The 25,201-nt window shown below is 45.5% G+C and carries 17 protein-coding genes; 12 read left to right on the forward strand and 5 right to left on the reverse strand.

Annotated features, from left to right (window positions below; translation table 11 throughout):
• Positions 1-15: 15 nt before the first annotated feature.
• Entirely contained in the window at positions 16-8,709 is an 8,694-nt protein-coding gene (locus ASC49_RS19915; RefSeq protein WP_211262072.1) for a cadherin-like domain-containing protein, read from the forward strand.
• Positions 8,710-8,823: 114 nt separating this feature from the next.
• Entirely contained in the window at positions 8,824-8,997 is a 174-nt protein-coding gene (locus ASC49_RS19810; RefSeq protein ID WP_055464216.1) for a hypothetical protein, read from the forward strand.
• On the opposite strand, the gene ASC49_RS15800 is transcribed toward ASC49_RS19810, so the two are convergent.
• The gene (locus ASC49_RS15800; RefSeq protein ID WP_055464217.1) at positions 8,987-10,558 is read right to left on the reverse strand and encodes a methyl-accepting chemotaxis protein; all 1,572 of its coding nucleotides are present in this window, start codon (positions 10,556-10,558) and stop codon (positions 8,987-8,989) included. The genes ASC49_RS19810 and ASC49_RS15800 overlap by 11 nt on opposite strands.
• Before the next feature lie 244 nt (positions 10,559-10,802).
• On the opposite strand from ASC49_RS15800, the gene ASC49_RS15805 reads away from it, so the two are divergent.
• From ASC49_RS15805 to ASC49_RS15820, 4 genes are all read left to right on the forward strand, one after another.
• A complete protein-coding gene (locus ASC49_RS15805) occupies positions 10,803-11,840 on the forward strand; it encodes a pirin family protein (RefSeq protein ID WP_055464218.1) in 1,038 nt (345 codons plus the stop codon).
• Between the two features lie 220 nt (positions 11,841-12,060).
• The gene (locus ASC49_RS15810; protein WP_055464219.1) at positions 12,061-12,945 is read left to right on the forward strand and encodes a DMT family transporter; all 885 of its coding nucleotides are present in this window, start codon (positions 12,061-12,063) and stop codon (positions 12,943-12,945) included.
• A 15-nt stretch (positions 12,946-12,960) separates the two neighbouring features.
• Positions 12,961-13,311, forward strand: a complete 351-nt coding sequence (locus ASC49_RS15815; RefSeq protein ID WP_055464220.1) for a VOC family protein — start codon at positions 12,961-12,963, stop codon at positions 13,309-13,311.
• A gap of 54 nt (positions 13,312-13,365) precedes the next feature.
• Complete coding sequence (locus tag ASC49_RS15820; protein WP_055464221.1) at positions 13,366-13,566, forward strand: CPXCG motif-containing cysteine-rich protein; 201 nt, start codon at positions 13,366-13,368, stop codon at positions 13,564-13,566.
• 13 nt (positions 13,567-13,579) lie between these two features.
• On the opposite strand, the gene ASC49_RS15825 is transcribed toward ASC49_RS15820, so the two are convergent.
• The 4 genes from ASC49_RS15825 to ASC49_RS15840 form a co-directional block, all read right to left on the reverse strand.
• On the reverse strand, positions 13,580-13,987 hold the full coding sequence (locus tag ASC49_RS15825; RefSeq protein WP_055464293.1) for a DUF2721 domain-containing protein: 408 nt from the start codon (positions 13,985-13,987) through the stop codon (positions 13,580-13,582).
• 118 nt (positions 13,988-14,105) lie between these two features.
• Positions 14,106-15,122 (reverse strand): asparaginase, encoded by a 1,017-nt coding sequence (locus ASC49_RS15830; RefSeq protein ID WP_055464222.1) that lies wholly within the window; start codon positions 15,120-15,122, stop codon positions 14,106-14,108.
• 16 nt (positions 15,123-15,138) lie between these two features.
• Positions 15,139-16,542 carry an aspartate ammonia-lyase gene (locus ASC49_RS15835; RefSeq protein WP_055464223.1) on the reverse strand — a complete coding sequence of 468 codons (1,404 nt, stop codon included), beginning with the start codon at positions 16,540-16,542 and terminating at the stop codon, positions 15,139-15,141.
• Positions 16,543-16,615: 73 nt separating this feature from the next.
• Positions 16,616-18,031 carry an alanine/glycine:cation symporter family protein gene (locus ASC49_RS15840; RefSeq protein WP_055464224.1) on the reverse strand — a complete coding sequence of 472 codons (1,416 nt, stop codon included), beginning with the start codon at positions 18,029-18,031 and terminating at the stop codon, positions 16,616-16,618.
• A 198-nt stretch (positions 18,032-18,229) separates the two neighbouring features.
• Between ASC49_RS15840 and ASC49_RS15845 the strand changes: the two genes are divergently transcribed.
• The 6 genes from ASC49_RS15845 (at position 18,230) to ASC49_RS15870 (ending at position 25,187) form a co-directional block, all read left to right on the forward strand.
• Positions 18,230-19,042: a helix-turn-helix domain-containing protein gene (locus ASC49_RS15845; RefSeq protein WP_055464225.1), complete on the forward strand. Its 813-nt coding sequence runs from the start codon at positions 18,230-18,232 to the stop codon at positions 19,040-19,042.
• Positions 19,043-19,064: 22 nt separating this feature from the next.
• The gene (locus tag ASC49_RS15850) at positions 19,065-20,312 is read left to right on the forward strand and encodes an amidase family protein (RefSeq protein WP_082443861.1); all 1,248 of its coding nucleotides are present in this window, start codon (positions 19,065-19,067) and stop codon (positions 20,310-20,312) included.
• A gap of 129 nt (positions 20,313-20,441) precedes the next feature.
• Positions 20,442-20,714: a PepSY domain-containing protein gene (locus tag ASC49_RS15855; protein WP_055464226.1), complete on the forward strand. Its 273-nt coding sequence runs from the start codon at positions 20,442-20,444 to the stop codon at positions 20,712-20,714.
• 25 nt (positions 20,715-20,739) lie between these two features.
• Positions 20,740-21,255, forward strand: a complete 516-nt coding sequence (locus ASC49_RS15860) for a cytochrome b/b6 domain-containing protein (RefSeq protein ID WP_055464227.1) — start codon at positions 20,740-20,742, stop codon at positions 21,253-21,255.
• A gap of 313 nt (positions 21,256-21,568) precedes the next feature.
• On the forward strand, positions 21,569-23,128 hold the full coding sequence (locus ASC49_RS15865) for a methyl-accepting chemotaxis protein (protein ID WP_055464228.1): 1,560 nt from the start codon (positions 21,569-21,571) through the stop codon (positions 23,126-23,128).
• A 4-nt stretch (positions 23,129-23,132) separates the two neighbouring features.
• Entirely contained in the window at positions 23,133-25,187 is a 2,055-nt protein-coding gene (locus ASC49_RS15870) for an EAL domain-containing protein (RefSeq protein ID WP_055464229.1), read from the forward strand.
• Positions 25,188-25,201 lie beyond the last annotated feature (14 nt).

The following is a 25,201-nucleotide window of genomic DNA, read 5'->3' on the forward strand; positions in this document are numbered from 1 at the left end:
AGTGATGCCAAGTACATGGCAGTGGCCTTCGCACCAGATGTCGCGGTGTATAGTCCCGATACAAAATTGGCTGACCAAGTAGGATCTATCGATATTACCTTTACTAACGGTGATGCCACTGGAGCCAATGCACAGACAGCCCATGATGGTTCGGAAGATTTTAATAACACCTCTCAGACATCTGTTAATTTAGGTGATGTAATTTCTACATCAGCATTTGATGACTACTTAAGTGATAACGGAGAGAAATTCACCGTTACGATCGATGATGGTAGCTACAAGCATCCAGATGCAGGAGCAGTGTATGAAGACGTAACTGTCGATACATCGCCAGTTACAACAACTATTGTCGATAACCCGTCTACAACCGATCAATCAGATGACTATCCAGGCTCTGATCAACCAACTGGCAGCTACGGTCCAGAAGACAGTATCTACGCTATCATTGAAAATAGTCCAACGGTCTTTGAAGGTAATGAACTAACGCATACTGTGAAGCTGGTTGATAAAGATGGTAAGGAAGTAACGGTTCCAACCGGTGAAACCATCACCATCACACTTACCTATAATCTAGATGCAACGGTAGATGCTGACTTTAAAAATGATACGGCCAAAACAGTCACGGTTACCATTGGCGAAGGGCAAAGTAGCGCGACGATTACGCATACTTCCAAAGATGATTTTGTGCAAGAAAGCGATGAGTCGTATACCGCAACAATAACAGCCATCAGCCAAGATAAAGATACCTATGAAAATATCGCCATTGGTGATGTGAGTGGGAATAGAAAATCCGCTACTGGAACGATCAAAGATGGCGTTAGTCTTGGTGATCCAGCTGATGCCTATGTCGATGAAGATGATTTTGTAGCCAGTGATGCAGCGAGCACTATTACAGACACCAAAACGTTAAATATCAGTGCATCAACCGATGATGATGACTATGTGCTGAGCTTTGTAGGTGCTCCTACGTTTACATCGGATGATACTAACTACTCAAGTACTGCACCCGCTAATTTGACATCAAATGGCACAGCCATTGAGTATGTCGTCAATAATAATACCATCACGGCTTATGCGGGCAATGGACGTGCAGATAGCGATAAAGTATTCGATATCACTCTAGATAAAAATGCACCTGGCGGTAGCAATGATAGCTATACCTATACTCAGTATAAAAATATCGATCATCCAACTGTTAATGTAGATGACAATGTAGTACTGACATTTGGCTATCAGATCACTGATCAAGGCGCTACCAGCGCCACCGAAGAGTTTACAGTGACTGTTAATGACTCATTACCTGAGGCTTCTCCAGATACTGTTACTATGGACGAAGACACGTTAGCAACGGATTCTGAAGCAACATTCTGGTTGTCCAGCGAAGACTTCAAAGGTGGTCAAATCACCATTGATAATGGCGATGGTACAGGTAATCGAACGCTAAATACCAGTGAGACCATCAACTTATATGACTCCAATGATAGCGATCACTCAAATCCCATTGGCGTGTTAACCAACAATGGTGATGGTTCGTTAACTTTCGTTCCCAAAGCAAACTACAGCGGTGCGCCAGACTTCGATTACACCGTAACGGATAACGATGGTGATACGGCGACTGGTACAGTAAATATTACCGTGACTCCTGTAACAGATACGCCACTTGGGTCCGATGTTAACATCAAGATTGTCGAAGATGATGCAAATACTCAGGAGGGCAGCTACTCAGTAGACCTAGAACTGAGTTTGCCAACATCCGGTGATGCGACCGATGAGACAGCAAATGATAGCGAAAACGATGAGCCGGAGCGCTTTGGTCTAATTACCCTGTCTAATATTCCAGATGGTGTCATCATAGAGAAAGCCGATGGCACAGATCTAATTAATGGCACAGCTAATACTGGTAACTCGCTCACCATTTATATTACTGATCCTGTGCAATACCATCATACCGATGTCACCGCTGAAGATGCGGATGTTTCATTGACACAAGCCGAATTTGAAGGCCTGAAGTTTATCCATGTGGAAGATGATGCCAGCAACTTCACGATCAAACAGAGTGTTACCGCCTATGAAGTCAATGATGATGGATCAGTTAAGGCTGATGTTACTCCTGTCACTAAAACCATTGATATAAAGGTCGATGTCTTAGCCGCGACCGATCCGGTCGAGCTAGTATTTAATGATGGAGATGCATCGCCAGGTGACGGTAATGTCGACAGCGATGGTGATAATAAAACCTACTCCAATACTATGGTAGAGGATACTTGGTTTGATATTGACTATATTCTGCGTGAAACCGTCAATGATAACGACATGTCTGAGGCTTACAGCATCAAACTGACGGATTTGCCAGTAGGCTCAACCATCAAAGTGGGTAGCAGTAACCATACCATTACAGCTACCGAAGCGACCAATGGCTACACGTTTGAATTATCAGGTAAAGAAATTCCAAACCTAGAGTTTAGACCTCCACAAAACTTTAGTGGTGATATTAAAGGCATCGGCATCAAGTTGATTGCCCATGACGATGATACGGATTCAAGTCACAGCGATGTTTCAACAACAGGTACAACGACGACTGTTCATACAACCATTTATGATACTTATGACCAAGTCACATTAAATCTATACGTTAGTCCTGATGCAGATAACGTAAAACTACCGGATCAAAGTACTCAAGAAGACACGGCTGTTAAGGCGTTCTCTGGTTTAGCGCTGAATGATAAAGATGGCTCAGAAAGCATCACTCAAGTTGTGATCAAAGATCTTCCAATAGGCTGGGTGCTTAAAGACCATCTAGGAAAGATACTTCGAACTGGAGACGGTAGTGCAGATGAAACTGTAGATATTACCAGGGTTGGCTTAGCGAATTTTAAAAATTACACACTCACTCCGCCAGCTCACAGCAGTACAGATATTAATTTATCTATTGATATAACTGTTCAAGATTCAGCTTCCGGTGATGTGAGCTACACAACAGATAACGAGACGTTTGAACACACATTGAAAGTAACCGTTACGCCTGTAGCGGAAGTCACTAGCCCTAATGACGGTGGTTCACTTAGTACGGATAGTGATGGTCTAGGTGTCCAAGATCTAACCATTAACCCAAATCACAAATACAGCAACAACCCAACAGAGGATGGTGAAGATCCAAGTGACCCTAATGCTGCTATAGCATGGTTTAAATTAGGTAAAGAAGGCACTACTTTCAATCTGAAAGATGGCTGGACGAACCAAGATGATCCTGATTTGGCTTACGATCAAACCGATAATTCTACACAGCAGCAGACAAACTCTGAGCAAACCTTCGCCTTATTCACCTTTATGGATAGCAGTAATAACCCTATTACTGGCTCTCAATATCGTTACAAGGACGGTAGTAATAATTGGGTGGAGCAGACTGATGCCAGTGGACGAGTGGAAATCCCAGTAGAATACTTGAACACACTGGAGTTTATTGCGCCGCCAAACTTATCGGGTGAGCATAAAATTCTAGTGGAAGCGAAAACGGTTGATCACGACGAAGATAATCCAAATACGCAAAATACCCAAATTAGCGGTGAGTCTTACCTAACCTTTACCATTGATCCAGTGGCGGATGATGTCACCGTCGCGATCAAACAGTCATTCGGCAACGAAGATGCTGGACGCAATGCCGATGGCACCGCTGATGATACAAGCGCAGCTAATGGTATCGATTTGAACGTTAGACTGACCACCGAAGACGATGATAGCTCCGAGTCGCAGACGATTATCTTAAGTAAAATCCCTGATGGTGCAGCTATTTACTACAACGGAATATTATATAAAGAAGATTCATCTCTAACTCAAATAGGTGCCGCTGACAATGGTCAATGGAAGGGCACTAATTATCAAGTCACACCAGCTGATTCAGGCGCTGGTACATGGAAAATCACTATTGATAACTTTGATAACGACGCTGACTTCAAATACATTCCAGTCTACAACGATAACCGCGATGTGGATCTGTTAGCGACGGCTTACTCAGTTGATGGAAGCAGTACCAGTACGCCTATTGAAGATCTAGAGATAAATATCAAAGTTCAGGGTGTCGCTGATACGCCAACTTCTAATGACAAAAAAGAGGTCGAGATGACTGACCTTGATGGGGTGAAACACATCTATCAAGCGGTGGTGCATGAGGACACAGCAAGTATCACGCTAGACAGTTTGTTTGTTGGCGATAAGGCCGTCTTTGGCTCAGATGATATTGATGACTCAGAAGATTTGTTTGTAACGATTAAGCTTACTCAAGATCAAGTGGATGCTGGTTTTGGTATCAGTGGCTCGGGTGTTACCCAAATTACGGCAACAGAGTGGATTGTTGAGTCTGTGAACTTTGGTAATGCTAACCTAGATATCCCTACAGACTTTAATGGTACGGTTGGTTTTAATTTAGACCTGCAAACGGTTGAAGACGATGATTTGAGTGGCAATACCCAAGGGGATTCTGACAAAGTTAACATTGGATTATCGGTGCTTGTTACTCCAGAAGCCGAAGGCACGGTCAATAATAGTGCGACCCAAAGCGAAGATACAGATCAAATTTTAGATTTCACCTTCTCTGGTAATGGTGGCCCGAACGAACAATTAACAGGGGTATGGATCAATACTGAAAGTATTCCTGATGGTATTGAATTGATTACAGCCTCACAAACATTGGTGAAAACCAACGCAGGTGAAAACTGGGTTAAGCTTGATGTTTCAAATAATACCGTTGAGCAAGTGATAGCGCGCTTCCAAGACAGCCGTCATGACAGCGATGCAGACTATACCTTTGACTTCCGCTATACCGTTTCGGATAGTTCGCCAGCAGGCGATCATCCGTACACAGACACGACGCCAACAGGCAATAGTTACGATGGTACGGTGCCAACGACAGATTACGTGACGGCGACCTACACTGTCACAGTCAATGCAGTGACCGATACCGCAACGCTAAATCTAGGCGCAATTACCGATGTTGATAGCGATGGCAACAATGACCTGACCTATGATGCCGGCACTCAACCAGTTACGGTGACGGTGACAGATAACACTATCTTCGAGGTTCCCTTTACGCTAATCGCCGATGATATGAGTAGCGAAGGTAGCAACGGTCAAGATATCGACGGCTCAGAAACGATTAAACAAACCGTTGAACTATTTGGTGTGCCAAAAGGTATTGATATCGAAGGTGGTACGTACTTAGGTGACATTACCGACAGTAATGGTGACTCCGTTCATACAGGGCGCTGGCGTGTAGATATTAATAATGATTTGACGATTGATAACGCTACGGGCGAAACCAACAGCATTCGCTTTATTGTGGACCGTGAGACCTATACGGATATCGATCAGGATATTACCATTCGTGTGAGTCACCAAGATAATGGCGGCAATACGTTATCGAATGACGTAACATTTAAATTAGTCATTGATGGTAATACTTTTGGTGATAACGGTATCGGTAGTGATCCTGCGTCAACCGATCCAATGGATCTTGTTGTGGAGCTCAACAATGTCGATTTTGTCGAAGATACGGCGCGTACATTAGATGACTTGGTAACCGTTACTGATGGCGCAACGGGCGGTGATAGCAGTAAATACACTATTACTATTAAAAACCTCGATGGGGCCTCTTTATCTGGTGCCGAGTATATTGACGAAGACGGTGGGTACTACACACTATCAGGTGAAGGTGACGTAGATGACGTAATGGCTTCACTAGGTCAGTTATCGATAACGCCAGATAGTAATGAAAACATTAATACACCAACGACGGTGGACTTTGATATTGCCATTACGACCTACGGTCTAAATGAACACAATAGCTACCCGATAGACGATGCTAGCTTTAAGATTGCGCCGGTTACAGATGAAAGTAGTCTGTCTATCACAGGCTCAACAATACAAGAAGATACCGCCACGGACTTTGTTATCAATTTGACTAACGCCGCAGATGACCCACGCCAAATATTGGTTGATGGCAAGCTGTATATTCAAGTGACTCAGACGGTGAGTACGGATGGTGGTAATCTAGGGGTATTTACATTAAATGGCAGTGCATTAGCCACTACAACGATCAATGCTAACGAAGTGACAGACGGTCAGTCGCCTTCGAATGCACTTCCTGCAGGTGATTATATCGTTATTGATGCTAACTTTGGTAACAGCATCACCATCACTTACACACCGCCAGCGAATCAGCACGGTAATGAAGTTAGCATTAAAGCTTGGGCGTTAACGCAAGAAAATCCGCAATCTTCTGGTTATAATACGGCAACTTGGCTTACTTCGGATGAAGTCACTGCAACGGTGCAGTCTGTGAATGATGGGTTGGTTAATCCTGACCCAATCATGGCGGGTGATGAAGATGGCATAGCATTGCTAGATCTAGGGGATAATGCGGCACTCGGAGATGACAGTGAAAGCATCACCTCAGCCACGCTTAGCGGTGTACCTTTAGGCTTTGAAGTTGTGCTAGATGGTGTTGTGCAAACGGGCACTATATCCGGTGTGGACGCTAATGGCGATTACCTTTACGACTACACCTTTAATGTCAACTCTATCGTCGATCTAGAAAAGATTGGTATTCAACGCACTGCGACGGTAGAGCACTTCTCTGGCACTATTGAAGTAGGATTGGCCATTACTGTGGGTGAATCCGGCAAAGAAAGTGCCCAGACCTGGCCTAATCTTCAGGTCAACTTCAATCCGGTAGCCGATGACTTACTGAATATGGAAGCTACGAAAACCTTTGGCGATGAGTACACTTGGACGGCACTGAACCTGAATGCCAACGTGGCGGATACCGATGGTTCCGAAACGTTAATGGTAACATTCGAGGGTACAACGACGCCTTTAGACGATACCGCGTTGTTCCGCCTAAACGGCACAGTGTTAGACGCACCTCAAGCGAGCTTTAATAGTGGTAAATGGACCATTACCAATGTGCCTTATGATCAGATCGGCGATATTGAACTGCTTTATCATGCTTTTAATGATGATATAGATGTGACGGTGCGAACGGTAGACAGCGTAACAGGTCTGCCAAAAAGTACGTTGACATCAGGTTCAACAGACACTTTCAACTTACGCTTGGATGAAAGCCAAACAATCACCACCGGCGACGAAGATAATACTATTGTCGTCACGACAGCTGATGGCGCGACCGTAAACTCTGGTGCCGGTGATGACACGATTGTTGGTGGTGCAGGGGATGATACCGCTATATATGGCTCAAATATTACCGATTATCAAATGCGCTACGATGTCAGCTCTGGAGAACTAACGATCTCAGGGATTGAGGGTACAGATACGCTAACCAATATCGAGCAGCTAACCTTCAACAGCACGACTTACACGCTTGAGTTAGGCTCTAATAATGGTGACACCATCAACGTGGCAGGCAGTGGACGTTACCTGATCATTGCCGGTGCGGGAAATGACAACATCACAGCCGATGCCGATGACTACATTGTGCCCGGTGATGCTAGTAGCTTGAGGACGCCAGTACTGTTTAGCTCGTTGGATACAACTGATAATGGCGGCACTGCGAACGATGGCATCATCATTGATGGCATCGTTGAAGGCATGTACTACGAGACCTCATCGGGCATCACAGGCTACACCGATGTCAACGGTGGCTTTAGTTACCAAGATGGCGACAGCGTGACCTTTAGCGTGGGTGGTGTATTGATCGGTACCGCGATGGCGGATGACTTGGCGCGTGGTAACGTCTTCTTGCAGGATCTTGCCGATGTGTCTCGTACCGACCTGTCTAATGACTACGTACAGAAAATGGCTGTTTTCCTACAGTCACTGGACAGCGAAGGCAACACTGCAGGCGGGATTCAAATATCGGCTGCATCGCGCGATGCCCTTGCTTCGACTTCGTTGAACTTAAGCTCGGCAAGCATGGACGACGTCAATAACTTACTTGTGAGCCAAGGTATTACGCCAGTAGAGCTGATGACGGCAATGGAGCACGTTCAAGACATGCTGGTCAACTACACTGAGCTTGAAGAAGAAGACTTTGGTGATGCCCTAGAAGAGCTAGTCGTCGCTGAAGAGAGTTTAGAGCAAGCTCTAGAAGAAACAGCCCCAGAAGCGGAGTCCGATGATAGCAACGACGGCAAAGTCGATGAAAACATCACCGAAGTAGAAGATGTCCTAGCGGAAGCTACTGACGCTACAGAAGATGCAACGGGAGCAGACATACCAGAGACTGACGTGATAGAAGAGGCTGAAGGCGATACCGTTGATGAAACGGAAGAGTCTGACTTGGAAGAAGGCGGTCTTTTAACAGATGACAGCTTGATGTTCGACGCTCCGGAAACAGTCTCGACTGAGACTGAGACTGAGACTGAGACTGAGACTGAGACTGAGACTGAGACTGAGACTGAGACTGAGACTGAGACGGCTGAAGAAGAAAGCTTCGATAGCTTACTGATCGACGATGCCATCATCATCGAAGAAAACGCCTTCGAAGAAGAGGGATCCAACTCAGAGCCTGAAGTCGAAATTCCAGCAGAAGAAGACATCTTCGAGCCAGAGTCAGAAGAAGTCCCATTGCCAGAGTCATCTCTTGAACAAGCTGCAGAAGAAACCGACTCTGATACAGAGCCTGCAAACGATACCGTGGTTATTTTGGATAACCCTGATATTCAACCCGTGCAAGAGCAGAACTATAGCGATTTCTAATATCAACTGAATGTAAAAAGCCCGTGATGCTGGCTAGCATCACGGGCTTTTTTATTTTTGTTACCCCGTCCTAAATGAGGTTGCCACTTTTTAATTGATAAATTGGAGAGTGCAATGACCGTAACAACTACGCGAACTCAACACGATTATTCTCTTGCCTTTAAATTGGCAGTTGTCGACCAAGTAGAAAAAGGCGAGTTCACATACAAACAAGCTCAAAACAAATACGGTATCCCGAACATGGCGTGTTTTCACGGATGTTGGCTTGCTGTAATGATTAATAACTAGCTTGAAATCCGATCCGAAAACCGCCCCAGTGTTTGCCTTTCACATAGATAGGGATAGATAGATCGTGCAAGATATCACCGGTGTCCCGCTTGTAGGTTTGCATTAAAAACGAGTCTGTATGTGCACCACAGCGACTGCCAGTAGGATCGCTAAAGATACGTTTGGTGCGGTTATTTACAAGATCTTTATCGTAATCACCTGTTAGCGGTTTTGTGTAGCGACGATTATGGGTGGGAAAATATCCTTTGCGATCAACTGCGCCAGCGTAGAGGATGTGTCGATGTCGTTCTAAGATTGGCTCTTGGATATCAGGTAGAAACTGATCAGTGAGCTGGTCATAAGCGGTTGAGTATTTAGTTGGGTTCGTATTAGAAATCGGTGTGTAAGTTTGATCAAATAAAGCGTCTAAACTAATTTTACCTTGATCGATCCAAGATTCGAACAGCTTGCCTATCTGATCTGCGGCCTGACGCCCCTCAGCAAGTGTGTCTTTAAAAAAGCTATCGTGTGGAATGCCATCTAGCGTTAAGAAAACACTTTCAGCCCCCTGGCTCAAGCCTCCTGCTTGATGCGAGAGCTCTTTACTACGTTGCGAAAGGGTTGCGAGAGAGACGCTGATATCGTCAATGGAGCTGTTGATCTGCAAGCTGGTGGATTGGAAGCCAAGGCTGGACTGCTTAATCTCTTCCATTGAGGTTGATGCATTTCGGACATCTTGCGTTATCTGCAAGAAAATCTTGGTCACATCGCCAAGTTCCTGTTCGAGTAATTGGCTTTGCTCAGTGACTTGGGCCATGTCATCGCGTGTGCGCAAGGTGTTATTACGAACTTCATTAAGCATATCTGCAATTTGCTGGGACGCCTCAGCACTTTTCCCTGCTAGGGTGCGAACCTCATCCGCGACCACAGCAAAGCCTCGGCCTTGTTCACCAGCGCGAGCCGCCTCGATGGCGGCATTCAGTGCCAGTAAATTGGTTTGCTCAGACACGCCCTTGATGACATCGGTAATGGTTTCGATGTCATCAGCGCTTTGTTTTAGGCGTTCCAGTTGTTCAGCCGCACTGTTGACAGCCTTTGCAAGTGCGGCAATGCGTTCAGCGCCTTCTCGCAATTTGTACTCTGACTGGGATGCAGCTTGTGCGGTTTGCTCCATTGTACCGTTCACCATCACAATGTGGTTTGACACTTGCTCACCGGTGGAGCTTAGATCTGAAGTGGCTTGGGAAATTTGTTGGCTATGATCTTCTACGGTCTGAATACTTCTTGTCAGGCTGTCTACAGCATAGGAAACCTCAGCAGAGCCAATCGCCATTTTAGAAGCAGTAGAAGACACATTTGCGGCAATGCGGCTGTAGGGAGTGGTAGCTTTGCCTTGGGGAGCGGATGTCTGGCCAGCTTGATTTCGTTGAAAAAACTTGCGGTGGCTAACCATGGCAATTACACCATTTGAAGCGCATACACACCACACTAGCACGGCAAACCAAATTGGGATGTCGAACTTGATAACACCTACTACTGACACAACAGCCATGATCAAGGTGGCAATCCATATCTGCACCATACAGTCACTCCACGTAATTTTTATTTTTTAGTCGCTTGATTAAAACATTTAGGCGGTGATAAAGCGTTATGAGTAAGACGAAAGTATTAGAGAACTGGCTAAAATTCATGGTTCTGCATAGTGCTTTTTCATTTAGAACAGTGCTTAAGAAAAGAATGAAGTATGGAAGTCATTGCCATCATATCGAAACAAATGGCTGCATACGCTAGGCTTGCAGGACAGTGACAGTTTACGGGAGAGAATCATGTCAGCAGCGATAAAACAGCGCCTAAAACTGCAAATGTTTTGGCCCACCTTCGACCCATTTCTATTTTGTGCGTTTCATAATGACCGCTTTCCTGAAGGTAATGGCACACTTGGCCCAGCTGCGTCGTTAGCGGGGCGAAACATTGGTCAAGACTTCGCAGATATTAATGGTTGGCGTATGTATCACGGTAGTAAGGTACCGGGCTTTCCAGCGCATCCGCATCGAGGTTTTGAGACAGTTACCATTGTTAACGAAGGCTTCGTCGATCATGCAGACTCTATGGGAGCAGCAGGGCGCTACGGTCAAGGGGACACGCAGTGGATGACGGCCGGAAAAGGTGTGCAACATTCGGAAATGTTTCCTTTAGTATACGAGGATAAACCTAACCCAATTGAGCTGTTTCAAGTTTGGCTGAACTTGCCAGCGAAAAGCAAAATGGTCGAACCTCATTTTGGCATGTTGTGGAACGAGCAAACCCCCGTCGCTAAACTGCAGGATAACGCGGGTAATGCAACGCAAGTCAAAATCGTGGCAGGCGCTTATAGGACCCCAGCGGGTGAGAATATTTTGCCCTTAGCGCCGCCACCGGATTCTTGGGCGGGTGATACCGATAATGAGGTTGCCATTTGGATAATTGACTTAGAGCCTAATGCCATATGGACACTGCCTGCTGCGAGTCGTGGCTTAAACCGTACGCTGTATTTCTTTGAGGGGAAATCCGCCCAAATGGACGGCACAGATGTGTCGGTACAGGAAGCTTATGTGCTTGACAGTAGCATTAGTGCTGAGATTCAAAATACCGGAACCAAAGCTCGTTTCCTTTTGCTGCAAGGGCGTCCAATAAACGAGCCAGTACAACAGCACGGGCCATTTGTAATGAATACTCGTCAAGAACTTCAGCAAGCATTTTCTGATTACCAGCGTACTCAGTTCGGTGGTTGGCCTTGGCAAGAGCATGATCAAACCCATGGTAAGGAGCAAGGTCGATTTGCCAAATTTGCCGATGGTCGGGTCGAAGCGCCAAAACCGTCTTAAACGCAACTATCCGCTTTGTGAATAAGGAAACACGGCTTAGCAAACTGGCATGGACGCCAAGTTCTTAGTTATCATTCTTCGAACGATTTAACAGCGTAAGGTATAAAATTAAGCATTCCGATTTGGAATGGTGGAGATTCTTATTATTCCTTTTACAAATAGCAATTAGGGGCGCATTCTTCCCGCTATTAAATAAATCTTTAGGAATACATACTTCGACATGTGGATTTTTGTCACTCTGTTTGCCGCGACCTGTCAGGCTTTTCGTACCGCCCATCAAAAAACACTTTCCCAAGAGCAAGGTTTTCTGCATGCGACGATGGCACGCTCCTTATATGGTCTACCCTTGGTTACGCTTTATCTAATCGTTTGCTGGTTCACAATAGGAAGTATCTCATTTCCTAATGCGCTGGTTTTTATCGCTTATGCGACGGCCTGTGCGGTGGCGCAGGTATTAGCAACGTACTTGATGCTACGTGTGTTTCAGTCCGGGAGTTTTGCCTTGGGGACTTTGTTGGCTAAGACCGAGGCAGTTCTGGCCGCTTTGATTGGTATTCCATTATTGCATCATTCTTTAAGTTTTATGGCTTGGATGGGCATTGTCTTGGGAGTGTTTGGGGCGCTGGTGATGAGCATTAAATTGCAAAACTTACGTCACGCTCACAAAGATATGTCTTTGATTGCAGGTCTTGGTAGTGGCTTATGTTTTGCGATTACCTCGGTCACTGCCTCGTTAGCCAGCCATTCTTTAGAAGGCTCGATTATTACCAGCGCTGGCGTGACGTTATGGTATGTACTAGCTTTACAGTCGATAATTTTATGTGGCATCCAGATCATCTTAACTCAGGATATGCGAGCACCGGTGAATCGATCTGTGAAGCTGAGTTGGAAAGTGGGTATTTTAAGTTCGCTTGGCTCGATAGGTTGGTTTACTGGTTTTGCATTGGTGAATCCTGCGTTGGTAAAAACCTTAGGGCAAGCGGAAATTTTGGGCACGCTTTACTTATCAAAACGCCGCTTTAATGAGCGCATCAGTGCGCAACAATGGTTAGGGGGCGTAATGATTCTAGGCAGTGTGATTTTGGTAACGATGGCCACGATTTGATTGAGGAGCTCGATCATGCAAAGTAATCATATTAATTATGTAGAGTTGCCCGCTAAGGACTTAGAAGCAAATAAGACGTTCTTTAGTCAATGCTTCGGCTGGCAATTTGAAGATTTCGGAGCGGACTACACGGCGTTCTCCAACTCAGGTTTGGAGGGCGGTTTCTTTAGCGCGGATTTCACCTCTCGACCACAGTCTGGCGCTGCATTAGTGGTGCTCTATAGCGATGCATTAGAAACCACGCTGGCGAATGTTGAGCGCTGTGGCGGCAGCATCGAACAGCCTATTTTTGAATTTCCTGGTGGCCGCCGTTTTCATTTTCTCGACCCTTGCGGCAATGAATGGGCGGTTTGGTCTAAACTATAAATCTTCCCACGTCCGTGCGGAGGAATCATGCTAGGCAGTAATGGAGGCACAGTAATGAACTCAGTCTTAACGAACGAATTGATCGGTTGCCCTTATTGCGGCGAAACCATTGAGGTGTTGGTTGAAGCGTCAGATGAAAGTTATGAGTACATAGAGGACTGCCAAGTATGTTGTCGCCCGATAGTGTTTTCTGTGGACGTTAGCATTTCTGGCGAGCAGACACTGAGTGTCTACTCGGAGAATGAAAGCTTTTAAGATAGGCTAGGAGTTAGCGCTTTTTGGTACTGTTTTTAAAGTCTACTTTGAAGTTTTTCAAATGCACATCTAAGGCATCACAGGAAATATTGATCTCACGTACGGACAAAAACAGTGAGTACAATAAGCAGGCGAGGCTGGCAGCAAAGATATAGCCACCAATTAGATCGTAATTCCAGTACAGCGCCATCATAGACACCACACACAAACAAAAGCTGATGACGCCAGCTTCCTGCATGCGTCGAATCAAATAGATGCGTTTTCGTAGATTGGCGATTTGTTGTTGAGTGCTTTCCGTACTGTGTTCGGGATCAAAGTTGCGAATTAGCGACGCCAGTGTGACGAAACGATTGGTGTAAGCAAGAAGCAACAACGACACGGCTGGGAAAAGCATGGCAGGTGTGGTCAGCGATATGGTCATATGCATCTTCTGGTAGTAAATGGGGATACCAGAATCATCCTCTATGGTTGTAATGGTTTCAACCTGCCATGTGTGTTTTTCGAAGCTTAAGCGTTATTGTAAGTTTCGAAATCGCGTTTTATTCGTTTACTTCTCCGATGACTGACTGTGACCAGTTGGCTTGAATCTCTTCGAAGCCATAGCCCTGAGCTAGCAACCAATGGACCTTGGTAAAGGCCGCTTCAAGGGTGATGTCTTTGCCATCTAAAATCGACAAGCGATTTAACAGCGACCCCGCCGCATAAGCTCCTTGTGACGTTCCGCCGTGAGCACATTGAGTCACATTGATAACGACTTTCTTGCGCGCTTGCATTGCCTCAAGAAATTCAACCAAATCTTGGTTGGAATCCGCGATATTGCCTGCACCATAGGTTTGTAAGATAACCGCTTTACATTGCGCATCCTCTAAAAAGCCTTGGTAAGCGCACTTGGGCAAACTTGGGTAGAGTGGAAGCACTCCCACACTGTTTTGTAAAAACTCATAATCACGAGCTTTGGGGGCCGCTGTGCGATGAGCATTCAACTGAGTGCCGATGAAGTTCTTGTGGATCGACAATTTTGCCAATGGCTCAGCATTAAATGATTGAAATGCGGCAAAGTCATGGCTTGAAAATTTGGTCACTCGGTTGCCTTGCATCAGTGTGTGATGGAACAATACGGTTGCCATCCCAAAGCTTTCTTCAGCGGCAATTGCCAAGGCGGCTTCAAGATTGCTGATGCCATCACTACGACTCATACCCAACGGGATTTGAGAACCAGTAATGATGACGTTTTTGTCACAAGCACCAAGCATATAAGACAGCACCGATGCGGTGTAGGCTAGTGTATCCGTACCGTGCAACACGATAAAACCTGCGTAAGCAGACCAGTTTTGTTGCAAGGTGTCATAGATTTTGCTCCAGTGACTTGGCGTAATGTTCGAACTGTCAATCAATGGATTGAGTTCAATTACGTCAAATTCCGGTAGGCCATTCAAGCTGTCGCCAAGAGTTTCTTGAATACGGCTGGCAAGGCCTGCCGCTGGGGCAAGGCCTTGCTCGGTCGGCACCATACCAATGGTGCCGCCGGTGTAGATAATAAGCAGTTTATCTGTCACTTTATCTCCTTGACGATCAGCTTTTTGCCCGAGTGGGAGCGATCATATTTTCTGGCTTCAGCAATTCATTTAACTCATCTTCGGTTAATAGTGCTTCTTCTAATATTAGCGATTTTACTGTCAGGCCGCTTAGCAATGCGCGACGTGCAATGCGTGAAGAATTGGCGTAACCGATACGAGGTACCAATGCTGTAATGATGCCAATGCTGTTTTCGACATGCGCCAAACATGCTTCTTGGTTGGCTTGGATGCCGCGGATACATTTGTGCTCTAGCATTTCGCACGCTTGCTTCAGCATTTTTAATGAGTTCAATAGATTATAGATAATCATTGGTTCCATGGCATTTAGCTGCAACTGACCTGCTTCAGCGGCTAATGTAACGGCCAAGTCAGAGGCCATTACCTGATACGCTGTTTGGTTCATGGCTTCTGGGATTACCGGGTTGACCTTACCCGGCATAATAGATGAACCAGGCTGCATTTCCGGTAGTTTAATCTCACCAAAGCCTGTACGCGGACCGCTTGATAGTAAGCGTAGGTCGTTGCTCATCTTGCTCAGTTTAATCGCCAAACGCTTTAAAATACCAGAGAAGAACACAAACGCACCCATGTCAGAAGTGGCTTCGACTAGGTTAGACGCAGGTACTAATGGCTTAGTTGAAATGGTCGCTAGCTTCTCCACCGCTTTCGCAGAATAGCCTTCAGGCGTGTTGATACCAGTACCGATTGCTGTACCACCAAGGTTTACTTCACACAGTAGCGCACAAGCTTCTTTAATACGATCAATGTCTTCGCCCAGGTTCACGGCAAAGGCATCAAACTCTTGACCAAGGGTCATAGGCACTGCGTCCTGCAGTTGGGTACGGCCCATTTTCAAAACGTGAGCAAATTCTTTGCCTTTTTCTTCAAGAGCAGCTTTGAGGGAAGCTAAAGAAGGCACAAAATTGTCCGCTGCAAATTGAATACCCAGACACGCGGCCGTTGGGTAAGCATCGTTAGTGGACTGTGAGCGGTTAACATCGTCATTCGGGTGAAGGTGTTGGTAATCTCCCAAACTATGGCCTAGTTTGGTCAATGCAATGTTCGCAATGACTTCGTTGGCGTTCATGTTGGTGGATGTACCTGCGCCTCCTTGAATCACATCAACGATGAATTGGTCATGATATTGACCATTGATCAAGTCCTGACAGGCATACACAATGGCGTCGGCTTTGGTGTCATCTAGCAAACCAAAATCTTGGTTGGCACGAGCGGCCGCAGCTTTCACCATTGCCAGAGCTTTAATGAGCTCTGGGAAATGCGAAATAGGGACGCCTGTGATCGAGAAGTTTTGTGCCGCACGCAGGGTTTGGATGCCGTAGTAGGCATCCGCCGGAACGTCTAAATTGCCAAGCAAGTCGTATTCAGAACGAGTATTCATAACAGCATCCTAAAAAATGGTGTGCAGCGATACCGAACACACTGCACACCCAAGGTGGAAAAAGTGTTCGTGCTTAGCGTTTAGGCCAAGCACTTTCATCCAAGTTAAGGTCAGGGAAGTCTTCCGCGGCAAAGGTAGGTGTTGTGACCCCCATTTTGCGTTGGTCTTCATAATGTTTCATGACACGCTTCGCTGGTTTAAACAGCAATGCTAGCGCAATCAAGTTCACCAAGGCCAATAGGCCCATGGTCAAATCTGCAAAGGCGAATACCGTACCTAGATCCAGAATGGCACCCACACAACATAGGCAAATGGTGATCACACGGAAGGCATTCATTACAAAATCATTGTTGCCACTATGGGTGACGTAGCTAACGCTGTTTTCGCCCAAGTAGTAGTTATAAAGGATGGTGGAGAAGCCAAACAGCAACAGAGCAATACTCACAAATACGCGACCCCATTCCCCCAGATGCGTTGCCAGAGAAGCTTGAGTCAGAGCGACCCCTTGAACTGAAGAATCTTGGATACTTGGATCGTAAGCTGAGCCCAATAAAATGATCAGAGCGGTACAAGTACACAGCAGGATGGTATCAATGAAGACTGAAAATGATTGTACAATACCTTGGTTGGCTGGGTGTGGAACGTAGGCCACCGCCGCAACGTTTGGTGCGCTACCGAGCCCCGCTTCGTTAGAGAACAAGCCACGTTTTACGCCCATCATGATGGCAGCACCGATACCACCACCGATGGCTGGCTCAAGTCCAAAAGCGCTTTTAACAATCAATTCCAACATGGCCGGGATTTCGGAAAGGTTTAGGGCAATCACGATAATCGCAATAAGTAGGTAGCCGCCAGCCATGATAGGCACCAGTACTTCTGCAACTTGTGCGATACGTTTAACGCCGCCGAAAATGATAAGGCCTACCACTAACGCCAAACCGATACCGCTAAAGTACAGCGGGATACCAAAAGCATCTTCTAGAGAAGTTGCGACGGAGTAAGACTGAAGCGTCGTAAAAGCGATACCGAACGTTGCAAATAGTAGAATAGAAAAAATGACGCTTAGCCATTTCCAGTGTTTACCAAGACCTCGCTCGATGTAAAACGCTGGACCTCCGCGGTAACTACCATCTTCTTCGGAGGACTTGTACATTTGGGCGAGAGTACATTCAAAAAAGCTGGTCGCCATGCCCATTAGGCCGACAATCCACATCCAGAAAATGGCACCAGGACCACCAAGGGTAATGGCGACTGCAACCCCTGCGATATTGCCGCCACCAACTCGGCCGGCAACAGATAATACTAAGGCTTGAAAGGAGCTTAGGTGTTTGTCGTCATGTTGGCGGTTTTTGCATGACAGGATGCTAAACATGTTGCCAAAATAACGAAATTGAACAAAACGAGAGGCGACAGTGAACCAAACACCTAAACCTATCAGTACGGCTATCAGCACTTTGCTCCATAGCAAGTCGCTAAGGATAGTTAACATAGATACTCCTAGTGATTTAATTGTATTTATTTGATTTGAGTAGGAGTGCTATTGAAACGAATTAGATGCGGAAAAGGGAGTTTGTAAATTGGTCTAAATAGATGTTATTTGGCGTATTAAAAGAGTCATCTAGCGCTACATTTGAGGTTTAACTACCCCTATGAAAGCGCTACTATGCGGACAATTAAGGGGGATTATATGAACGACAGCTTTCCGGAAAACTTACGCTTACTGTGCAGCTACTACAAATCCATTGCGGATGTGTGTCGACGCTTGTCGATCAATCGTCCACAGTTCAACCGCTATTTAAGCGGTACTACCTTTCCATCCAACAGTACTCTACGTCGTATTTGTGACTTTTTTGGTGTAGAGGAACACGAAATCCTGTTGCCACACAGCCAGTTTAGGCGCTTGCTACAGGTGCGCCCCATTGCGGAACAAGAGCCAGTTGCGAGCACGCCAGAGCAGCAGTATTTCGATCAGCTTAATAGCATCGGTCAGCATGGCATTGATAAATATGTGGGTTATTACTTTGAGTACTACTTGTCAATGGCTTACCCAGGCAAGGTTCTACGCACTTTGGTTTGCCTAGAGCGTCAAGGAAATAAAACCTACTACCAACGCACGGAGAGATTGAACCCGCGAGCCACGGGAAAGCCCTTCCATGGTATGTATAAAGGTGTCGTACAATTCCTAGGCGATCGTATTTTTTTACATGATTATGAAACCCTGACGAACTTAGAAATGACGCAAACCATTCTCTACCCAACCTTTAAAAACCGGGTTGATCGTCTAACGGGCCTGCGATTAGGGGTGTCGGGAAGTGGTGAGCGTATGCCATGCTGTACTCGCGTGGTGTATGAATTTATTGGTAAAGAAATTAAGCGTAATAAAGTTATGCGACTGCTTGGCTTATATGATTTTAATGATGAACGCTTAGACGATGATATTCGCGAGTCGATTAAAAATGACATTGCTGATGGCGAATGGCATTTTAGAGCTCGCTTTTAATATTAAAAAGGATGGATGCATTATGACGGACACCTTGCCTTGGCAATTGCGTGATTACAACACTTACTTGGAAACTGTGCGCAATGCAGCTCAAGCCGATGAAGAGCACATTCTGATTGCTCCTTTTGTTGAGCCAACTTCCTTATCAGAGGGAGTGTTAGTGGGTGCAGTGGTGTCTGTGAAAGCGACTTTCGATGTACAAGGCTATGCCACGACTGCTGGAACGAAGTTATTAGGCCAGGTGCCCGCAGAACAGGATGCCGACGCTGTGGCACGACTTAAAGCCGCAGGAGCAAGCATTTTGGGTCATACCAATATGACTGAGCTGGCGTATTCGGGAGTTGGGCTTAATCCCCATTACGGCACACCTCGAAACCCCCTAAATGCAGAGCGTATACCCGGCGGCTCCACCAGTGGCGGAGCGGTATCTGTGGCAATGGGGTTAGCCGATATTGCCTTAGGGACCGATACGGGAGGCTCACTACGAATTCCTGCTGCATTCTGTGGTTTGGTGGGGTTTAAGCCGACACAGCAATCCGTGCCCAGAAAAGGGTGCGCACCGTTATCTAATTCATTAGACAGTGTGGGGCCGATTGCCGAAGATGTTGCCACCTGTCGCTTGGCTTGGCAGGTATTGTCAGACAGCCAAAATACCGATATTAATGTTCAGGCGATGACTTTGATCGTGCCTGAAAATTTTGGTGTAGATCAGCTGGATGATTCGATCAAACACGGCTTTGAATCGGTGATTGCGCAAATCAAAGCGAACGGCTTTAACGTTGAGCAAATGTCGATAGATGTGTTTGAAGACTACAAACAGCTACCTGTTTGGCAGTTTTCTGCGATTGAAAGTCGCCGTCATTATGGTCAACTATTAGACCTAGAGTCCGAGCAGTTAGATCCGCGTGTTCGAAAACGTATTGCTCGCGGGGCAAGTGTCTCGGATCAAGAGTTTGCTGATACCTGTTGGCGGCGCCAACAACTGATTTCTCAGTTTCATAAACAATTTGACAATACGGTATTCTTATTGCCAACGGTAGCCTGTTGTGCTCCCAAGTTCAGTGATTTTGCCATGGATGAAGACTTTGACCGTATCAATTTACTTTGTCTAAGAAATACAACCTTCGCTAATGTGATTGATGGTTGTAGTATTTCATTGCCCTTTTCATATCAAGATGAACCTATGGGACTACTGCTAACCGCAATGAACGGGCAGGACACTGCTTTATTGGCACTGGCCGAGCAAATCGAATCTGTACTTCGCCGCTAAGACGAACTCTTCTCCAGCCCTACTAAGAAGCCTTTGTAAGTTTGTGCAAAGGCTTTTCTAATTAAGCTTTGTTTAAGAAAACCCTCCTACTCTTGCCTGGTTCTATTTATTTACCCTAGGAGAGAGTCCATGAAAGCATTACTAATTTCTTCCGTTATCACTCTAACATTTGCTGGTTCTGCCATTGCTGGCCCAAAGTGTACCGATGTAGAGCGCAGTTCTTGGATGTCACAAGACGCCATGAAACAACAGATTTCAGATCAGGGTTATCGCATCAAGAAATTCAAGGAAACCAGTGGCAACTGTTACGAAATTTATGGCTACGATAATAAAGACCGCAAAGTGGAAATCTACTTTAATCCGGTAACCGGTGAAGCAGTGAAAACTGAAATTGATGACTAACTAACACTGCGATTGGAGAGTTGTCATGACGGTAAGTCGAAGTATATGGGATCCTGTTATTAGGGTTTTTCATTGGACCGTTGCGTTTGCGTTTTTGCTGAATTTCTTCTTTTTAGAAGAAGGTGCAGATCCCCATGAATTTGCTGGCTATTACATTCTTTGTGCAGTAGCGGTGCGATTTGTATGGGGGATTTTGGGATCGAAAAACGCTCGGTTTGTGAACTTCTTTCCATCGATTTCAGGTATTAAGCAGCATATACAAGCGCTTCGTTCAGGTAAGATTCCTGAGGAGGACGGTCATAATCCAGTGGGGGCACTAATGGTATTTGCTCTGTTACTTGGTTTAACGGTTACTGGGCTAAGTGGCTGGGGATTAGATGGACTCTTCTGGGGGGAAGATTGGGCCGAAACATTGCATGAAGTGGCGGCGAATATAACCTTTAGCTTAGTTGTTGTGCACGTCTTTGCAGTGGTGATATTTAGTATTCTTGGTCCTCGCAACCTAATTTTACAGATGTTGTCAGGACGAATTAGTAAATAATCAAACTATACTTAAGTTGCTATTACCTAAGGAGCTCATTTGAGCTCCTTTTTTTATGTCGTAGCAGAGGAGTCATATTGTTTGTTGCTATTTGTTAATAGTGTGAATAAAAAGATCACTTACATGCTTATTTGGTGCTGAGTATTCTTATTGAAATCATATATCGAATGCTTATGTTTTGACTTATATCATCTTAATTATGTAATACGTAATAATTTTGTAAAAAAATATTTCTGACAGGTTCTACCTTCGCTGGTTTGTTGGCATTATCCGCCGGCTTAGTATTACAACAATTTATTGCCATGGAACGATTATGAGGAAGAACCTTCCTGTCACTGCAAATGAACGTCGCTTTTCCCAAGACACGCTTCTTATTTCGACAACAGATGTAAAGGGACGTATTACAAGCTTTAATCAGGAATTCGTTGAAATTTCTGGTTATGAGCCAGAGGAGTTACTTGGTCAGCCTCATAACTTAGTACGTCATCCTGATATGCCTTCTGCGGCTTTTGAAAATATGTGGCAGACCCTTAAAGCAGGGAAAGCTTGGATGGGATTGGTTAAGAATCGCAGTAAAAATGGCGACTTCTATTGGGTTGACGCTTATGTAATGCCCATGTATCGCGATGGCAAAGTTATTGGCTATGAATCGGTGCGCTCTTGTCCAAAGCGCGAAGATATCAGTCGTGCTGAAAAGTTCTATGCCAACGTAAATACCCCCAATCCATTTACTAAGATTAAAACTTGGTGCTTAACACCGTGGTTTTGGTTGGCCTTGGCAATGCTGTCGCTTTTAACTATGCAGGGGCTTATGGGCGGTCAAGCTACACTGGCTTTGGCACTTTGTTTTAGTCTTGCTTTTAGTGTCATTCAAGCAGTCAAAAATCAGCGCACCCTATCAGCCATAAGAGAGAGTCTAGGTGAAAATGCTTTTCAAGATCCGTTGATTGCCAAAACCTACTCTGATTACTCTGGGTCCGCCGCTCGTTTAGTGCTAGGTATCAAGTCACTTCACAGCCGTATGATAACGGTTCTGACACGTATTGAAGAGTCCAGTGCCGACGTTGAAAAGCAAATGGAGACTTGTTATCGCGGACTCGAACAGGGCCGAGTGAAATTAACAGACCAAAATAATCAAACCGACTTGATGGCAACAGCCATGACAGAAATGTCTTCAACGACAGATGAGGTATCACGTCATGTGGCGGAGACAGCTGACTTTACTCAAACTGGCGCCGCGCTTACTAAAGATGCTGTGGAGCTTGGTAGTAGAGTAAAAGGTTCAATTGGTGAACTAAAAGAGCGTGTGCAGTCTGTCGAGCAGGCCATTCAAGGGGTGCAATCGCTAACGGAAAATATTATTCACGCTACCCAGTCAATTGATCAAATTGCCGAACAAACCAATTTGCTTGCCTTAAATGCGGCGATTGAGGCCGCCCGAGCTGGGGAGCATGGCCGAGGTTTCGCGGTCGTGGCGGATGAAGTGCGTAACTTGGCGAGTAAAACGCAAGCGTTAACCCATGATATTGATGAGCAAATTCGTGCGCTACAAGACAGCGTGACGCATTCTGCTAAGCTTGCTCATCAAGGTGGTGAGGCCTCGTTGATGAGCATGAGTTTGGTGGAGCAAGAGGAATTATTGATTCATCAGGTCACGGAGCGGATGGATGATATCGCTGAACGCACCATGCAAATGTCTGCAACAGCAGTGCAGCAAGCCGGTGTAGTTGAAGATAGTAGTAATCAAGTGGTTCGCATTGCCCAGTTAGCCCACGAAAATACCGAATTAATGGAAATGCTCAGCAATGCAGTTGAGCGGTCCATGCGTTCCTCTGTCGATTTGCACGAATTGGTACAGCGCTTTAGGAAATAGGAATATGAGCAGTCAAGAGGGAATTTTGTACCAAGCGCTGTTAAATGCAGCGGCGGATGGAATCATTATTATTAATTACCGAGGCATCATTGAAACTTTTTCTCCTGCAGCAGAGCAGCTGTTTGGCTATCAGGCTGAAGAGGTGATTGGTCGTAACGTATCGATTCTGATGCCAAAAGAGATAGCAATAAAGCATGATGAATATATTCATGGTCATCTAACCACGGGTAAAACGGAAATTATTGGCCGTGGGCGCGAAGTCGTGGCGTGTCGTAAAAATGGTGAATTGTTCGAAATGCACTTGTCGATTGGTAAAACCATTGGTTTAGATCAAAAGCCTGCTTTTGTTGGTATTTGTCATGACTTAACAGAATACAAGCGCGCACTGTACCAGCTTGAGCGAATCGATATGCGCTATCGAAGTGTATTTGATAGTCAAGGTCTGTTTATTGTGCGCATGACCTTAGACGGCGAGATTATGCTAGCCAACCGCACGTTTGAAAGCTTATTCAATGTGCCAGTTACCAAGCGCGTTGATAAGTTCGTCGACTGTTTATTTGAAAGTAGTAAAAGTGAGTTTGTCAGCCGTCTGGAAATGATGCGTCATGGTGGAGAAAATGAGTTTAAGTTGCCTCTAACCCTGCAAGTAGGAGGGCAGTGCAATGAGGTGGAGTGGTGGCTGCGTCGTGTGACAGATCGCGATGGTACGCATATTCAGGCGGTGGGTATTGATGTCTCTGAAAAAGTCATTGCGGCAAATGAGGCTTTTTTCTTAAAGCATTTTGATACGGTTACTAGGCTGCCAAATCTTGAATTCATTCGTAAAAAATTTGATCTTTTGGGGCCCGCCAGTAAAGCGCAACCTTATGCTTTTGTTCAGTTTGAATTAGCCAACTTAAAACGCATACTGAAGCTGGACGGTAATACAGAGGTAGATGAGAAGTTACGACGTATTACCTCCGTGTTTGATCAGGATTCGACTATTGTCATGGCAAGTCGCCTTGCGCAGGGATGTTTTTTAGTCGTCTATCGCGTACCTCATTACTGCGATGTAGAGGATTATGTCGGTGCGTGTTTGAACAATTTGCAAGAGATGTTGAATTTACACGAGGTTATCGCGACGGAGCTACGGGCTGGTTGTGCAGTGTATGAGCCGGGTGAAAGTTTTGATCAATCAGTGGCTCGTTCGCATATGGCTCTGGTTCATTCTGAGCAAGAAAATATTCCGCTGGTGCTCTATAACGAGGCAATTCAAAAGCAATATGAGCGTTCTAAGCTGATTGAAAAGAATCTTCTGACCGCATTAGGTTTGGGTAAGATTAAGGTCTTTATGCAACCCAAAATAGACTTGCGCTCAAAAGAGGTGTGTGGATTCGAAGCCTTAATGCGCTGGCACGACAGCAAATTGGGTTTTGTCTCGCCCCTTGAAATCATCAATGTGGTCAATGAATTGGATTTAGTGGTTGAGCTGGATAAGTACATCATTACTAAGACACTTAATGCGATTCAAGCACATCGTTCGATATTCTGTGAAGCGACGCCGGTCTCAATCAATGTCTCTGCTCGAAGCTTTGTGCGTAGAGATGTGATTGAGCACTTGATTTTGGGGTTGCAAGAACGAGGGTTGCCATCTCAAGTGGTTGAAGTGGAAGTCACCGAGGATGCGGTTCTTTCCATCGGAGAAGCCGTGAAAGCGAATGCGGATCTATTGCGTACTCATCGCATAAAGATTTGTTTGGATGACTTTGGTACGGGGTATTCTGCATTGAGCTATTTGGGCAAACTGCCGCTAGACAACTTAAAAATAGACCGCGCCTTTGTTAATGATGTGAAAACCCATCGCGGTCGTGTGATGTTGGAAGCCATCGTCTCGATTGCTAAATCTCTGAACTTAACGGTGACGGCCGAAGGGATTGAAGATCAGGAGCAGCACGATATTTTAGCAGGAATGGGGTGTGATTTTGCTCAGGGTTTTCTCTATTCCAAAGCCATACCGACTGAAGATCTTCACCAGTTTTTATCTGGGCGTCGAGAGTGTTCTCAGTTTCTGAACTCTTAATCCTATTTGAGCTA

Source organism: Marinomonas fungiae (genome assembly GCF_001418205.1).
Lineage (GTDB): Bacteria > Pseudomonadota > Gammaproteobacteria > Pseudomonadales > Marinomonadaceae > Marinomonas > Marinomonas fungiae.

Excerpts from the sequence above, each read along its gene's own strand:
- ASC49_RS19915 (WP_211262072.1), top strand. The coding sequence starts at position 16 with ATGGCAGTGGCCTTCGCACCAGATGTCGCGGTGTATAGTCCCGATACA.
- ASC49_RS19810 (WP_055464216.1), top strand. The coding sequence starts at position 8,824 with ATGACCGTAACAACTACGCGAACTCAACACGATTATTCTCTTGCCTTT.
- ASC49_RS15800 (WP_055464217.1), bottom strand. The coding sequence starts at position 10,558 with ATGGTGCAGATATGGATTGCCACCTTGATCATGGCTGTTGTGTCAGTA.
- ASC49_RS15805 (WP_055464218.1), top strand. The coding sequence starts at position 10,803 with ATGTCAGCAGCGATAAAACAGCGCCTAAAACTGCAAATGTTTTGGCCC.
- ASC49_RS15810 (WP_055464219.1), top strand. The coding sequence starts at position 12,061 with ATGTGGATTTTTGTCACTCTGTTTGCCGCGACCTGTCAGGCTTTTCGT.
- ASC49_RS15815 (WP_055464220.1), top strand. The coding sequence starts at position 12,961 with ATGCAAAGTAATCATATTAATTATGTAGAGTTGCCCGCTAAGGACTTA.
- ASC49_RS15820 (WP_055464221.1), top strand. The coding sequence starts at position 13,366 with ATGAACTCAGTCTTAACGAACGAATTGATCGGTTGCCCTTATTGCGGC.
- ASC49_RS15825 (WP_055464293.1), bottom strand. The coding sequence starts at position 13,987 with ATGACCATATCGCTGACCACACCTGCCATGCTTTTCCCAGCCGTGTCG.
- ASC49_RS15835 (WP_055464223.1), bottom strand. The coding sequence starts at position 16,542 with ATGAATACTCGTTCTGAATACGACTTGCTTGGCAATTTAGACGTTCCG.
- ASC49_RS15840 (WP_055464224.1), bottom strand. The coding sequence starts at position 18,031 with ATGTTAACTATCCTTAGCGACTTGCTATGGAGCAAAGTGCTGATAGCC.
- ASC49_RS15845 (WP_055464225.1), top strand. The coding sequence starts at position 18,230 with ATGAACGACAGCTTTCCGGAAAACTTACGCTTACTGTGCAGCTACTAC.
- ASC49_RS15850 (WP_082443861.1), top strand. The coding sequence starts at position 19,065 with ATGACGGACACCTTGCCTTGGCAATTGCGTGATTACAACACTTACTTG.
- ASC49_RS15855 (WP_055464226.1), top strand. The coding sequence starts at position 20,442 with ATGAAAGCATTACTAATTTCTTCCGTTATCACTCTAACATTTGCTGGT.
- ASC49_RS15860 (WP_055464227.1), top strand. The coding sequence starts at position 20,740 with ATGACGGTAAGTCGAAGTATATGGGATCCTGTTATTAGGGTTTTTCAT.
- ASC49_RS15865 (WP_055464228.1), top strand. The coding sequence starts at position 21,569 with ATGAGGAAGAACCTTCCTGTCACTGCAAATGAACGTCGCTTTTCCCAA.
- ASC49_RS15870 (WP_055464229.1), top strand. The coding sequence starts at position 23,133 with ATGAGCAGTCAAGAGGGAATTTTGTACCAAGCGCTGTTAAATGCAGCG.